This is a genomic window from Chitinophaga oryziterrae (genome assembly GCF_009758125.1).
Classification (GTDB): Bacteria; Bacteroidota; Bacteroidia; order Chitinophagales; family Chitinophagaceae; genus Chitinophaga; species Chitinophaga oryziterrae.
Map to the genome: position 1 here is coordinate 218,733 of NZ_WRXO01000003.1, position 14,962 is coordinate 233,694.

Here is a 14,962-nt window from a genome sequence, read left to right on the forward strand (position 1 = left end):
CGGATATTTTCAGTTTGTTGTTAACTAAATCACTGTATCCAAAAGATTTGTTACTTCTTATCAAGAAAATCTGGCGGATAAACTACCTGCCCATGTTTTTGAGCGATTGCTTGTAGTTTTTTTATAGCTTCCGTGTCCATAGGCAGCGGTGGAAGAAATTCACCGGCAGCCACCGGTTCCCCTATTTCTTCAAAAAATTCTTCCAACCCGGCAGGGACTACTGTGCAAAGCAAGTGAGCCACCTTATCACTTACATTTTTAAAGTAATGCACTACACCACCTTCAGGTATGACCACAAAGGAACCCTTTGTTGCCTTATAAGATCCGGCTTCAGAATGAACCTCCAGCTCGCCATCTACGATATAAAAAGATTCATAAAAATTGGCATGAGAATGAGGTCCCGGGCCGCTTTGGGGAGGTATCAGCATGTCGATAGTAGCAAATGCACCATTGGTTTGTTTTCCCGAGACAAGGACGCGATAGTTATCGCCTACGATTGATAATATTTCTCCGCCTTTAGGGTCAACGGTTATTGGCGACGGTTTTGAATTTTCCATATTGATATTTATTAATAGTGTTTGTCAAGTTTTTTTATTCAATATTTTCTGGCTAAATGCCGTAATTTGGTTATTAATATATTTATACTCTATCGTTAATCCTTCGTAACCATAGGCATCTGCTTTCATTTCCTGAATGGCAGTATAACTTACAGGATGGACACTTCTCAGCAAGGAGGTTAAGGATTTGTGGACAGCCTGAATATAATCAGCTTTGTCAATTTTAAGGTTGCTAGAATCCGATAATTTGATATTAAGATGGAAACTTTTTGTTTTTAATACAGCCAGAGATACAGAATTAATGAACCAAAGGTAATCCGGGACAAATGATACGGTGACTACTGTAACTTCTGGCTTCTTCTTTAAAACTTCTTTGGTAAGACGGCTAATTTCGTTAACGAGTTCTTGCGCTAAAGTTGGATCTTCCTGACCGCTTACTTTTAATTCGATTATTGGCATACTTCAATATTTAGTAATTGATGAAGTACAAACCTCCGTATTAAATTGCCGTTATTTATTGATGTATGTTAAGAGTTTGATCCGGCTCAAAGATTCAGGTTTAATGCCCAAATAGGAAGCAATATGATATTGCGAAACCCGTTGCTCAATTCCCGGATATAACTGCAGTACACTTTCAAGCCTTTTAGCCGCTGTATTCTTTAAAAATGAGGTTTCCCGTTTACACTTCCTGATAAAAAATGTTTCGGATATGTATTTGCCTAATTTAAACCATTCATTATCCCGTGAAAGCAATCCCTGATATTGCTCTGCGGTAATGTAAACTACATTCACATCCGTTAGGGCCTGGATGTTACAATTTGTAGGCTGGGAAGTTAAGAAACTGGTGTAAGCACTTACAAAATCATGCTCAAAATAAAAATCATTATTAAATTCATCTGTTTGGCCCGCGCGTATAAATGAACGCATAGCTCCTGAAATAACAACTCCGATAAAATTGCAGATAGTGCCCTCGCTGATCAGAAACTCTTTTTTACTTAAGTGTTTACGAAACATGATTTGCTTGAATTCTGCTACATATCGTTCGTTTAATCCGACAACATCCTTGAGAACCCTGTCCAAAACGTTGAGTTCATCAACCAAAAGATTTTCTGTATTCATACTGACAATTATTAGTATCTATCAAAGATAAAACAACTTGGTAACGGAAGGCGAAATTGATCGTGTATGTTTTCTATACCCTGTAAGTTTTTATGTTCTCTAAGAAGGCATCAAGATGATATTCGGTTGGGAATAACTGTCGGTTATAACAGACAGAAACAAGTAAGTTTTGTCGGTTCCAACATGATCACTATTCCTCGTGATTCCGGGTTAATTTAATTTCGTCTTTTGAAAGAGGCCAGGAAGCAGATCTACATGCTATCAGTGAAAATGATAGTGTGAAAAAAGTCGATACCAGGATAATAGTCCATTGTTTAGCCAGCATTAAATATCATTATGTTCTTAAAGATATGATAACATTTATATTTTCTCAATGGCCTCATCGCATAATCCCACTTAACATCTTTATAATCACTACTAATTGGTTCGAAAATTTACAGCTACTGGGCACTTCATAGTTCTGTACGTCATTGATTTACAGAGTTTTTTTATTTCCCGAATGTTATAAAATCACCCTTTTTAGCCCTTTCTCCCACTATTTACGACACTCGCGATGACACTCGGTTTTGCAGGAATCCAACCGGAATTCCACCGGCCCTACGCAAGGGAAATTAAGCTGCCCAGAATGCTAAAACACTTTATTTGACACTCGAAGTACACCATGACTTTGGCAGTCATTACACTGCAAATCGCTATATCTAAAAATCATTTCATTAAGATCTGCGATGCCCTAACGGACTTAAAATACTATTCAACATCCACCAGTTAACCTTTTGGATTTCGCATTCCTTTTAATAAATCTATTACCAGATGTAAGCAATCCACTAGTTCTTCCTTTTCGTAGGATCCTTCACTCTATTGCACATAGCTATACTTCTTCTGCCCATTCTGAACCTCAATTTTTTTAATGGAATTGAGGGGAATCGTTTTACGAGTGCCAAGAATCCGTGACGTAACACCCGTAACTGATACAGAATCCACCGTCATACGGTCAAAATAAAACACCGTATGTTTATGGTCTTCATAGGTGAACCTTATTTCGATTGAAGGTCCATTCAACAATACAGCTGGTTGACCTTTCTTGTCAACACAGAAAATAGAGTCTATCCGGTTAGTCAGGTAGTTGCTGCGACCTCCGAACGGACTTTGTGTTGTCACGGGTCTCAAATGTCCGCTGTCCATTCCTTGGAATTGCCGCTTAAAACTATCAACTGGTATTGTATAAGTTTTACACGCTGTGAGACCAGCAATACCGGAAAAAATGATAATAGGGAAAATAATTTTGCTTAAGGTCATAGTGATTAGTTAGAATCGAAGGGTTATAATAGTTCGATCAAAAATAACCAATTTCCCTTAGTCTACTGCCCTCTTGCCAATTTAACTATCATGATGCCTTCTATACTACAATGATATTTGGTAAAATGTTATATCCGGACGAGACCTTTTTACCTCTCAAAAATCATAATCACCAACGGTATTCTTTCCAGCTTTCCGAAATAATAATGCCCGGCAGCATCTCTACTGAAAGCAGTACATTCACCACCCCACAAAAGTTCTTTTTGTTCAGTGAAAATTCTTTAAAATTATATTAATACCGGCATTAGCTTATTTATTACAAACTGATCAAATGAGGTAGCTGTGTATGCCTCGGGGGTACGTGGAGTAGCATAAGCGCCATTGGAATCACCCAAGGCCTTAAATAGGTCTATTAATTCGTCTTGTATTGTTTCTCCAACCCCCCAATTGTTAAAACGGAATTTGATTTCCTCAAAGGACTCCTGCCTGTAACGTACAGGTTTATCTGTTAAAGTAGATAATCGTAGTGCAACATCGCTAAGGGTTATATTTTCAGGTCCCATCAGGTTGAGTTTCCAATGTCCTGCCCAGTTCTCATCCAGCAGGTATTTTGCTGCTATATTTCCTACATCCTCTGTACTGACAAACGGGATGTCATGCAGGGCGTCATAAGTAAAACTAAATTCCCCCTTTTCTTTTATGCTTTGAGCCTGCAGAAGAAAATTTTCCATGAAGTAGCCGGGCCTTAAAGCAAGCACATTTACACCCAACTTATCAAATGCTTCTTCCATTATACCACAATAAGTAATGGTGCCGAGGTTAGGTGTTGTGCTAACCCCAAGAGAAGAGATCAACACTACTCTTTTGATGTCATTTTGTTGAACAGCGGCAATACCTGCTGCCGTTATTTTATTATACCACTCCTTTAGGCTTGGAGCAGCAGCAACCGGAGGTACAAGCCAAAACAAGGCATCTGCACCATGGGTAGCCTTAATCAACCCCGCTGCATCACTAAGATCTGCAACTTTAGCTATTGCTCCGGTAATATTTAATTTGTTTAATCTATCTATATTCTGACCAAGTAGTATTGGTATAGCGCCATTTAACACAACCTGTCTGGCGGTTGCACTTCCAATATTTCCTGTGGCTGCTGCAATTGCTATTTTCATAAGTTATTTATTAACGTTAAACATATCCAGGGTTGCCTGAGTTCCGCCAAAAGCTTTGAGTGCAGGCAGCGGATTAGAGTATTCGCGATAAAAACTGAATTTGTCGTCTTTCAGTATGAAATACATAATATAATCCTGTTGATACAATATTCCTGTAGAAAGGATAGTGGTTTCTCCGTGTGCTTCTGCCCAATAAGTACCTTCCTCCTGCAAAGGATATACCCTGATATCTGAAAACTTCAGGTTGGGCATGTTCTTTAACCCCCCTTCCAGGTGATTGCGATATGCCTCCATGTTCTGTTTACCCGCTGCCCCAATGGATGGGGCATAAGGAAATTCAATTATTGCATCATCGTTGAAAAGTGTAGTTACAGCCTCTGCTCCAACTCCAAAGGCTTTCAGTAAGGCCTCATATATCTGGTACCCCGAAGAATTATTTGCCATATTTTATATAATTTATCCAAAGCTAGGCACAAAAGTATATATTTGAAAGTAGGCACCTGAAAGTATAGTAGGCACTTTAAAGTAACATATGAGCGCAGCAACAAAAGCATCAGCTAAGAAAAATGGAAATTTTTTAAAATTGCAGCAAACGTTGATGGTAAAATCATCTTTAGACGAAAGCTGTATCCTCAATCAGGCTTTAACGCTGATTGCTAATAAATGGACATTACTTATTTTGATGGCACTGATGCAGGGAACTAAACGCAACAGTGAGCTGTTGCGGCAAATCAAAGGGATCTCTCCAAAAATGCTTACACAAACACTAAAAACCTTGATGGAATACGATATGGTAAAACGAAGCGTTTATCCGGAAGTACCTCCGCGTGTTGAATATGAGTTAACCGAATTTGGGGAAAGCACGGCAGATCCGCTGATAGCATTGCTGCAATGGTCTATAGACTGGGAAGATCAGATCAGTAATTTATATAAAGCGAATTTGAATCGTACTTAGTTACTACTAGCCTGCTCAACGCTGCATCGTAATATTATTTGGTTAAATATCGGGTGATCGCACTCTTCAACTAAGATACGTCCATTAAATAAAATGATTCTCTCGCAATAAATCTCAAAATTGTTGGATTGAATATAGTAATGCAAATGAAACCTTCATTAGCGTTTTTTATCGGAAATACGGATATGAATAATTAGGTCTTGGCGGCCCAAAAAATTTTTATCACCTATCTTCCAATTGGAGATATGCGGCTTTTCAGGCAAATTAAGTTCATCGTTGTATCTGTCTCGTTCTCTGCTTTTTTTCCACCATTCTAAAATATTATCTTTATTCCGGTACAGGTTACATTTTATTTTCAATATCATTACAATCCAGCTAATGCTTTGTGATATATCGGAAGTAAAGTGTTATTAACAAACTCTTCGAATGAAGTAGGTGTAGTATTATCTACAGATCTTATTCCAGACATTTTTATGTGATGAGTATTGATTCCCGTTACGACTTCACCCATTAATCCAGCTACACTTTCAGAAACTCCGGAATCAAGCAAAGCTTTGGTAAAGTCGTGATTTGATATCTGTTCATATTCCAGATCGGGTTTACCGATAGCATTACCAATTATACTCACCGCTTCTGCTATAGTCAAGTCTCGTTCACCATGCAGTTCATGAATTACTTTCCCTTCAAAATCAAGGTTCGTTAATACTTTCACAGCGTAATCGCCAATATCCTTCGTAGCGATAAAAGGAAGTTTGATATGAGGGTCAAAAGGACCAGGTACTTTTCCAAATTGGATAATAGGCGGAATATAACCCAACATATTTTCCATAAAATAACCAGCCCGAAGATGTAGTACATTCAAATCAGGTAGTTTATTAAAAGCCAATTCCATATCGCGCAACCCGGCTACAGGGCCACTACCTGCATTAACATCCGCTCCCCAACTGCTCAATGTTACTGCATACTTTAAACCGTTTTTTGATATCGATTGAATCAATGCTCTGATAAGCCCTGATTGAAATTCCCGAAAGTCAGGACTATCAGGAATATAGTTTGGTTGCAGAATAATCCATGCAGCATCAGCACCTTTAAAGGCGGGCGTTAAAGCATTACCATCTGAAGGGTCAGCTTTAAAAGCTATCGCACCCTTATCTGAAAACATTTTTAATCTATTAATATTCCTCCCTATAACATTGATATCTTTTCCCTGATCTAAAAGTCCTTCGGCTACTATACTGCTTGTTCTGGCTGTAGCACCCGTAATTACGTACCTCATGATTATCCTATATTTAAATACAAAATTGAGGGTATTTAAAACAGGAAGATTACAAGAAACAATCCAATTGCTACAAAAAACAATCAGGAAGCACGGAACGCATTCGGCGAAATGCCAACATTCTTTTTAAAAAAGTTGATGAAGTGAGTTACTTCATCAAACCCAAGGCACCAGCCGATCTCAGAAACATTCCATGTAGTGTTCTTCAACAACATCCTGGCTTCTATCATGATCCGGTTAGTAATCAGTGCAACAGTGGTAAGACCAAGTGCCTCCTTCAGACATTTATTCAAATGATTAATTGTGACTGCCAGCTTATTCGCAAATTCTGCAGGGTGCCGGCGTGATACCCTTTGCATAGTTGATTCAATAGGAAACTGAGCCTCCAGTAACTCTATGAAAGAGGCTGTGATACGCTCAGCTGCATTGAGTGCTATACGGGGTTGATGCACAAAAGGTTGGATCTTTAAAGCCTCATGCACCAGCAATTGCACCTGTGCCCTCAGCAGATCATATTTATAAACATAATTAGAAGATATACAGTCCAGCATATTTGTAAAAATATTATTGAAAGTATTGAACTGTATGCCCGATAATAAAAATACCGGATTACCATTTTGCTGAAAGACATGAAATTTAAGTAATGAGGATAATTCATTGAAAAAACTTTCTGAAAAAATACAATAACAACCTGTCATAACTCCCGTAATGGTTTCCAGCGAATAAGGAATATGAGGGTTTGTAAACAATAAGGCCGGTTGATCAAACTCTACAACCTGATCTCCATACTTAAACTTATAATGACCGGTAAACAGGCAAATTTTATAAAATCGTAAACGCCGGAATGACTGACATTTGTTTTCATCACCAGAAAAACCGTCCAGCTTAAATATATTAAAATGACCAGGTTCAGATTGAATATTGGGAGGAATATACTTCTCCTTGTATTCATAAAAACTTATTAAGTCCAGCGCCTTTTCCATCTTATAAAATTACAATAACGCTTTAAAATAAGACCAGGAGTTTTATGACATAGTAAAGAAATATCATAACGATATCAGAAAGACTGGAAATTTTCATTTATCAGATTCCTGTAAAGGTGAATCATACATCTATGTAACACTTGTTTATCAATTTGCAAAAAATCACATGTGAACCTGATCTAAGACACCAGGATTTTAGGTCATTAAGTTATACTACAGATATTGCTGAAGGCTTATTATGCTATCGGGATGACATAACTGCCAACTGTTAAAAGGAATAAAAATCCCAACGATTTACGATTATACCTGTCCTGGAAATACCGCAAAGTATTACAAAGTCACTTCCTTCTTTACCACCATTCCTGGTCTGTTTACTGCTGTTACAATAATCTTTGATCCATGAACAGCTTCATTCAGCATACTAACTGTATATTTCCAGGCTTTGCCTGCAACAGTAGCCTGTCCTTCTTCTATTACTACACCATCCGCATTTACTATCATCACATCCATCTTCAGAACAAGGAATTTATCGGCTTTTATCATAATGAGATCTCCGGGTTGTCCGTGATATTCACCAATACTGACCGACTTAATTTCAGGCCCTTTAAATCTGTCTGAGAAAGCAACATTATACGCTGTTTGTCCGCCTGTAGCAACAGCACCATATAATGCTTTTATAACAGGGTCTTTAATAACCGTTTTTGCATACATTGTAGCTTCCCTGAACTGTTCCTGGTTCTTCATTTGTATTTCAGTAGCCGGCACACTGGCGGCTCTGCGTCTTTTGCTAACGATGGTTTCTCCCCCTCTCTGGCGAAAGGTCATATTACCTATAGATCCGGAGAGTCCTTTTATGAGTACGTTATTAATCAATATTGCCATAAAATTATGTTTTAATCATTACAGCAATAATAAGCGGAATTTCATTTCATTATAGAAAAAAATCCCTGAAGATGCTGGAATTACTATGCGACGAAGCTAGAAATGATACGTGAACAGTATGATACACCTTCACAGATTATAATAAAACCCTATGTAAAGTAGCATTGAAGAGGTATTGATAAGGTTCATCCTCCGTTCATCCTACGTTCGCAACGAAGGATGAACGGAGGATGAACCTTATCAATACCTCTTCAATCCCTTTTCTTAACAATACTTCTTAGAATCTAAGTACCTGTTAAGGTGTCTTATCAAGGAGAATGAAGCGCAAAAGTTCTTTTTAAATGCACCTTTAATGCATATAGCCTGATCATAGCTAATATGGAATAGCCAGTATGCATCTTTTTTATTAAATTAATCGTGCAAATAATTAAACCCTGATTTTAAAACATTCCCTCACCCCGGCGGGCCTCAACCATCCTTTGTTATTATGTCTTTTAACCCAAATCCCAATGAACACACACATGAAGAATCTCTCAAAAGCGCTGCTATGCACCCTCATATGCAGCTTTATACTTTTCTCCTGTAAGAAGAACCAGTTACGGGAGCAGTCCAAAAATGAGATCACACAAGATGTGATCGCACAGATCAAAGCAATGGGATTCAGCACCCAGGAAATCAGAAGAGTAGAAAATGGTTTTGTAGTGGAAGGTGACATCTTCCTGCCTGACAATTCATTTAAAGAAAAGACAAATGGTAGTAAACTGGTGATCGCCAAAGCGGAACAGTACCAGACCTGGAATATGATTGCCACTTCCGGACACCGGGTGATCACTGTTTCTGTTACCAACTTACCTACCGCATATACCACTGCGGCAGATGAAGCCATTGCCCGCTACAATACGCTTGGCCTGCGTGTCTCTTTCCAGCGTGTAGCCAGCGGAGGAGAGATAGACATCATCAATGCCAACCTGGGTACGGGCATACTGGGACAATCAGCCGGTTTCCCTGACGTCTATGGCAACCCGCCCAGCCCTATCCGGCTTAACGCCTCTTATATCGGCAGTAACCCTGATCAGGGATGGATGGCTACGATCATTGCACATGAAATAGGACATACCATCGGCTTCCGTCATACTGATTATTTCAATCGGGCATACAGCTGCGGTTCCGGCGGAAATGAAGGCGACGCCGGCGTGGGGGCTGATCATATACCCGGCACCCCTACAGCAGGCGATCCTAACAGCTGGATGCTGGCCTGTGTAGGTACTGGCGTAAACCGCCCCTTTAATACCAATGACCAGGTAGCCCTTAACTACCTGTACGGCGAAATCAGCGGTAGCAGTTCCATACCTGACGGTATTTACAAGATCGTAAGCGAAGCCAGTGGAAAGGTGGTAGATGTAGATGCCAACTATATTAACGACAATGGCACCAAAGTACAGCAATGGAGCTGGTTAAACGGCGACAACCAGAAATGGTCGTTCACTTACCTGGGCAACGGTTATTATCGTATCACCAGTGTGGCCAGCGGGAAAGTACTGGATACCGACGCTAATATAATAGCGGCCAACGGTACCAAGGTACAACAGTGGGACTGGCTGAGCGGTGATAACCAGCAATGGGTAGTACGGCCCGAAGCCAACGGTACCTATGCCATTGTCAACAAACGGAGTGGAAAAGTACTGGATGTAGACGCCAATTATATTAATGACGACGGCACCAAAATGCAGCAATGGGCATGGCTGAACGGTGCCAATCAGCGCTGGTATATACAGACGCCCTGATTCTTTTGAAGCATAAGCGGTGATGAGGCCCGCTTTTGATTAATTGTTACTTTGAAATCAGACCTTCCCTATACTTTTTTCTCAATCCTGAATGTGACGAAGTACAGGCCTAAGCTCGTAGATTTTTCTATTTCTTCCCGATAATTTCCTTTCGGTGTGCCATTCCCCAATCTGTCTTTAGCGTTTGGCCACGTTAGATGCAATTACTATTGCTTTGTCGATAGAATTGGGTGTTAAAAATATACGTATTAACTCCATTTTGCCCGGTGCTGTAGAAACCAAAGGCTCACATCGCTCAGGCTCTTTTTGTCTATAATACATAGAATGAAAAACGAGTAACTCCCTGTTTAAATGACTGGTTAAAGTACCTCCAGACTACAAACCTTTTTTTGGTAGAATTACAGGCCAGCAATCCTGGTCCCATTTTATCTCTTCCAGCAATAGTTTGGGTCTGCCCTGGTCCTGCGCATCATATCCATGATAAATGAAATAATCCTTTCCATCGGCGGTGTATACTGCGTTATGACCTACTCCGTACCATTGTTTACTGTTACCCTCTATTACTATTGTCCCTCCATTCAATTGCATAGGAATATTTTGCTTGTCAAGATAAGGACCTTGTACTCTTTCACTTCTGCCAACTACCACTTTGTAATTACTTTTTTCCCCACGGCAACAATAATCCCATGAAACGAAGAGGTAATAATATTTCCCCTTTTGAAAAATGAAAGGTGCTTCTACTGCTCCATTTCCTGCAACTGTATCGGCAGTTGTAATATCACGTGGTCTCCTGGCTATGGTGTACCATTCCTCAGGTGTAGCTAAAGATAGCAGGTCATCTTTCATCTTTACGAGCTTTATTCCGTCCCAGAAGGAACCGAAAGCAAGCCAGGGTGTTTTGCTGCTATCTATGATCAGGTTGGGATCTATTGCATTCCACATATCCCTGCCGGGGACCGACTGAATTACCTTGCCTTTATCTTCCCATCTATAATCAGGAGAGGTGTTGTCAAGGGTCGTATTAACCGCAACGCCGATACAGGATGTGTTTTTCCCAAATGCAGAAACTGCATAATACAAATAATACCTGCCGTTATGAAAACTAATGTCTGGTGCCCATATATGACCTCTGAAACCTGGTACTGCTTTCATTGCCCATTCGGGTGGCCGGGCGAACACAGGTTTTTCTTTTCGCCAATGTTGTAAATCCCCGGAAGAAAAAACAGTAATACCAAAGCCAGTGCAGAACACATAATAGGTGTCCTTTTCTTTTATAATAACCGGATCATGTACCGGTGTGTTCCGGGTAAGAAAAACAGTATCTGCAGGCACTGTCTGTGCCTGCAGGGCTAAAGAAAATGTACAGAGTAATATCCCGGCTATTAGCTTCATAATTTTATCTTCACTATCGTGAATGAATAAGGTGCGATATCCAGCGGAATCTTTTTCCCCGGGACCTTTATTACCGATTCTCTGGGGAATACATATTGTGGGTGCTCAAAACTATTGACGCTGGCCCGTTCATCGCTTTGCAATACCGTCACGCTTGCCTGTGTTGCAGCCGGTTTGGCATCTTCCAGTGCAATGGTATAAGATTGCTGCTTATCAGCTACATTCACCAGTTTAATAATAAGTTCGTTCTTTTTTTCATCTATGCAGGCAGAAGCGTATAAGCTATCCTGCCCTGCTATCACAGCGTTGTCCAATTTTACCGGAACTACTGCAGTTCCTTTATTTAAGGAAAATAGTTGTTGCACATAATAATTAGGTGTTCCGTATGAACGCAGATTATCTACCCATATAAGATCGGGTGTCCACTGCCAGCCATCTGTATGAGCAAATAAAGGTGCATATGAGGCCATATTGACTACATCGGCATTCCTTTCCAGTCCGGTCATAAAGGCGGCTTCCGATAGCGCGGTATACCAGTTGTTCTTGTTGTTTATGCTTACAGTTTTATCACTCTGTGCGGCATATTCACCTGCAAATATTTTACTGCCATTCCGGGGATAATGATCATAACGTTGTGCATTTTGTAAAAACCATTGCGGAGAACGGTAATAATGTTCATCAATGATATCAGCATGCATGTTCCTCAACTCATTGTTCAGATAATCAAAGCGTTCGCCATCGGGATCTGTTCCCGAGCTGTTCACCAGTTTAATGTCCGGGTATTTTGCTTTGATCGCATTGGTAAATAATTTGAGTCTTTCTACATATTGCGGTCCCCAGTTTTCATTACCTACACCTAACAGCTTTAAATGAAAAGGGGAGGGGTGGCCCATATCTGCACGTACCTTTCCCCATTGGGTGGTTGCGTCACCATTTGCAAATTCGATCAGGTCCAATGCATCCTGTATATAAGGGGCAAGTTCATTCAGCGGTACGAGTTCAGCGGAGTTGAATTGGCAGGCCATACCACAGTTAAGAATTGGTAAAGGTTCGGCGCCAATATCTTCAGCAAGTTGAAAATATTCAAAGAAGCCTAAACCAAAGGTCTGGAAATAATCAGGTGTTGGCCGGTGTGCGAATTCAAAATTCCAGCGGTTGATGATCAATTGCCTTTCCTCTATTGGCCCTATTGTTTTTTTCCATTGATAACGCTGTGAAAGATCAAATCCTTCTACGATACATCCTCCGGGGAAGCGGATAAATCCGGGTTTCATATCCGCAAGCAACTGCACCATGTCTGCACGCATCCCTCCCGGACGATTCTTCCATGTGTTTGACGGAAACAAGGAAATGATATCCAGATCGATCACACCGTTTCCTTCCAGCCACAATTGCATTTTAGCTTTAGGTTCCGTTTCCGTGGCAGTAAAGCTTACCTGCTGCTTATGCCACATTGTATCCTGATATGCTGGTATCAGGACGGTATCGCCAATAACCCCACCTCCGCTATTCAGCAATTGTATATGTAGTGTTATGCCTGGATGTTGCTGCCTGTACATCACAGAAAAATCGTACCGCAATCCTTTCCTGATGCCCATACCGCGGAAACCTTCATTCAGCAGTCCAACACCTTCTTTCTCAGCCTTTCTTACAGTGGCCCTCAAATAACGGGGGTTACTTGTGTTCTCTGCTTTCCTGTTTAGAATAAGGATATCGCCTTCTTTTACCTGGCTGCCATTTACTGTCCAGCCCATCAGCGGTTTGAAAAATTCAAATGAGCGGTTTTTCACCAGTTCGGCATAAATGCCGCCATCTGCACCAAGATTAATATCTTCAAAAAAGACGCCCCACATGGTTGGTGCGATCTTAGCGGTTATTGCTTTCGTTTTTACTGAAATTACTTTGTTGCTTTGCGCTGATGTTGCACCGGACCACAGCAAAAATCCCAGTACCAATACCTTACATGCCTTCTTTTTCATTTGAACCAATTGTCTGTTTATAGAATCTTTTTACCCCATATGGCGGTGCCATTATTATTCAGCCCTGTAAAAATGAAGGTGACCCGCTTATTTTCCCAGTCCCTTCCTTTCTGTACCAACACTTTATCAGTGTAACCATTGCTCCAGTTTAACTGCAGCCAGGGGGCATTGTAAGTCCATTTACTGCCGGCATCATTATTCAATGTGCCATTGGCTGATATAGTGAGCGGAACGGACACCTGGAAATCAGGAGATACCTGGGTATCTGCATAACCAGGCACTACCCTGTAACCTAAAGTAATCTGTTCCCAGTTGCCTGTGATGCTATCCCGGGGCACTACAGTATTATCTTCCCATGCATATCGTTCAGGTGATACCACCGGCCAGCCGTCAGTCGTCCAGAATATTTTCCTTATATGCAGGTCCATGAAATATTTATTGACACCTGGTCTTCCCTGATGTCCCAGGTAGTACTGCCCATTTCCATCGTCAAAAGCCGTACAGTGGGAAACACCCTGCCAGCCGCCATGTCCGCTGAACTGGTAGGGCGCTGTGATCATTGGACCATGGTCTGCATCTGTGTTAGCATCCTGCCCGTTGAAGTCATAGAATGGCCCTGCAGGATTATCTGCCCTCATTACTCTTGTATTGTATTTGGTCTCCAGCCAGTCGTAAGCAATGAATAGAAAATATTTATTGAGGGAGCTGTTATAAATCACATCAGCCCCTTCTATGTTACCGTTATAATTGCCACTGGTAAATCCTCTGTTTGCAATACGGGTACCTTTATCACTCCCATTTAAAGCAAGTCCTGTAACCGGATCAAGTTTCAATACATAAATACCATCCCATGCCGAGCCATAATACATCCATTGATCACCTGTTGGGGTAGTTACCACCGTAGGGTCGATGGCGTTGGTTTGCCTGGTATTATCATTCAGAGAAGTAACAACAAGCCCTTTTTCTGTCCAGGGGCCTTCCGGTGACGCTGCGGTAGCCAGCCCGATCACGCTTAAGCGGCCGACATTGGAAGAAAGTGAATAATACAACCTGTAGTCACTGCCTGCTTTCATGACATAAGGAGCCCATAACCCATCATTTGGGGTTCCTCCTTTTTGTTTAATAAAAGAAGCGCCCAAAGAGGGCAATGCGTCAAATACCCAACCGACAAAAGTCCATTGTACCAGGTCTTTTGATTTTCTTATTTGTATGCCCGCTTTTACTGAGATACCATATCCAACATCCGTACTATAACAATAATAATAGTCACCGAATTTTTTGATAGACGGATCATGTACATTATAGGGGCCCCACTTTGTATAATAAACAAAAGGGGAGATATCCGCATAGGTGTCACTGATGGTATTAATATCAAAAGGAGTAACTGGCGTCCCTGTTCCTGTGGTATCTGTTGTTGCGGGGGCATCAACATTTGCTTTTTTACAGGAATTGATGGCAGCCAGCATTAAAAGAATAACAGCCGTTTTTTTTATCAGACAAGATTGAAACATACAATGTATTTATATGCTGTGCACTGCCGGTTTCGTTGCAAAAAATCAGCAGTGCACGG

14 protein-coding genes are annotated in these 14,962 nt (G+C 40.8%); 2 read left to right on the top strand and 12 right to left on the bottom strand.

Annotation, left to right across the window (positions count from 1 at the left end):
* Positions 1-50: 50 nt before the first annotated feature.
* From GO495_RS12935 to GO495_RS12960, 6 genes are all read right to left on the bottom strand, one after another.
* Positions 51-557 carry a cupin domain-containing protein gene (locus GO495_RS12935; RefSeq protein ID WP_157300113.1) on the bottom strand — a complete coding sequence of 169 codons (507 nt, stop codon included), beginning with the start codon at positions 555-557 and terminating at the stop codon, positions 51-53.
* 24 nt (positions 558-581) lie between these two features.
* Positions 582-1,016 carry a tautomerase family protein gene (locus tag GO495_RS12940; RefSeq protein WP_157300114.1) on the bottom strand — a complete coding sequence of 145 codons (435 nt, stop codon included), beginning with the start codon at positions 1,014-1,016 and terminating at the stop codon, positions 582-584.
* 51 nt (positions 1,017-1,067) lie between these two features.
* Positions 1,068-1,676 (bottom strand): Crp/Fnr family transcriptional regulator, encoded by a 609-nt coding sequence (locus tag GO495_RS12945; RefSeq protein WP_157300115.1) that lies wholly within the window; start codon positions 1,674-1,676, stop codon positions 1,068-1,070.
* Between the two features lie 855 nt (positions 1,677-2,531).
* Complete coding sequence (locus tag GO495_RS12950) at positions 2,532-2,972, bottom strand: hypothetical protein (protein ID WP_157300116.1); 441 nt, start codon at positions 2,970-2,972, stop codon at positions 2,532-2,534.
* A 287-nt stretch (positions 2,973-3,259) separates the two neighbouring features.
* Positions 3,260-4,141, bottom strand: coding sequence for an NAD(P)H-binding protein (locus GO495_RS12955; protein WP_157300117.1), 882 nt, complete (start codon positions 4,139-4,141; stop codon positions 3,260-3,262).
* A 3-nt stretch (positions 4,142-4,144) separates the two neighbouring features.
* A complete protein-coding gene (locus tag GO495_RS12960; RefSeq protein ID WP_157300118.1) occupies positions 4,145-4,585 on the bottom strand; it encodes a nuclear transport factor 2 family protein in 441 nt (146 codons plus the stop codon).
* 88 nt (positions 4,586-4,673) lie between these two features.
* On the opposite strand from GO495_RS12960, the gene GO495_RS12965 reads away from it, so the two are divergent.
* Positions 4,674-5,096, top strand: coding sequence for a winged helix-turn-helix transcriptional regulator (locus tag GO495_RS12965; RefSeq protein WP_205691254.1), 423 nt, complete (start codon positions 4,674-4,676; stop codon positions 5,094-5,096).
* Between the two features lie 364 nt (positions 5,097-5,460).
* Here the strand turns inward: GO495_RS12965 and GO495_RS12970 are convergent, their stop codons facing one another.
* The 3 genes from GO495_RS12970 to GO495_RS12980 all read right to left on the bottom strand — a co-directional run bounded on the left by GO495_RS12970 (position 5,461) and on the right by GO495_RS12980 (position 8,237).
* Positions 5,461-6,372 carry an NmrA family NAD(P)-binding protein gene (locus GO495_RS12970; RefSeq protein ID WP_157300119.1) on the bottom strand — a complete coding sequence of 304 codons (912 nt, stop codon included), beginning with the start codon at positions 6,370-6,372 and terminating at the stop codon, positions 5,461-5,463.
* 83 nt (positions 6,373-6,455) lie between these two features.
* Entirely contained in the window at positions 6,456-7,355 is a 900-nt protein-coding gene (locus tag GO495_RS12975; RefSeq protein WP_157300120.1) for a helix-turn-helix domain-containing protein, read from the bottom strand.
* A 330-nt stretch (positions 7,356-7,685) separates the two neighbouring features.
* Positions 7,686-8,237, bottom strand: a complete 552-nt coding sequence (locus GO495_RS12980) for a hypothetical protein (protein ID WP_157300121.1) — start codon at positions 8,235-8,237, stop codon at positions 7,686-7,688.
* 509 nt (positions 8,238-8,746) lie between these two features.
* On the opposite strand from GO495_RS12980, the gene GO495_RS12985 reads away from it, so the two are divergent.
* Positions 8,747-10,021, top strand: a complete 1,275-nt coding sequence (locus GO495_RS12985; RefSeq protein WP_170302674.1) for a M57 family metalloprotease — start codon at positions 8,747-8,749, stop codon at positions 10,019-10,021.
* Between the two features lie 375 nt (positions 10,022-10,396).
* Here the strand turns inward: GO495_RS12985 and GO495_RS12990 are convergent, their stop codons facing one another.
* Genes GO495_RS12990 through GO495_RS13000 form a run of 3 tightly spaced genes read right to left on the bottom strand, consistent with a single transcriptional unit; the run spans position 10,397 to position 14,903 of the window.
* Positions 10,397-11,413 carry an arabinan endo-1,5-alpha-L-arabinosidase gene (locus GO495_RS12990; RefSeq protein ID WP_157300123.1) on the bottom strand — a complete coding sequence of 339 codons (1,017 nt, stop codon included), beginning with the start codon at positions 11,411-11,413 and terminating at the stop codon, positions 10,397-10,399.
* Complete coding sequence (locus GO495_RS12995) at positions 11,410-13,392, bottom strand: alpha-L-arabinofuranosidase C-terminal domain-containing protein (protein WP_157300124.1); 1,983 nt, start codon at positions 13,390-13,392, stop codon at positions 11,410-11,412. Before GO495_RS12995 ends, GO495_RS12990 begins: the two co-directional genes overlap by 4 nt.
* Positions 13,393-13,409: 17 nt before the next feature.
* Positions 13,410-14,903 carry an arabinan endo-1,5-alpha-L-arabinosidase gene (locus tag GO495_RS13000; RefSeq protein WP_157300125.1) on the bottom strand — a complete coding sequence of 498 codons (1,494 nt, stop codon included), beginning with the start codon at positions 14,901-14,903 and terminating at the stop codon, positions 13,410-13,412.
* Between the last annotated feature and the right edge of the window lie 59 nt (positions 14,904-14,962).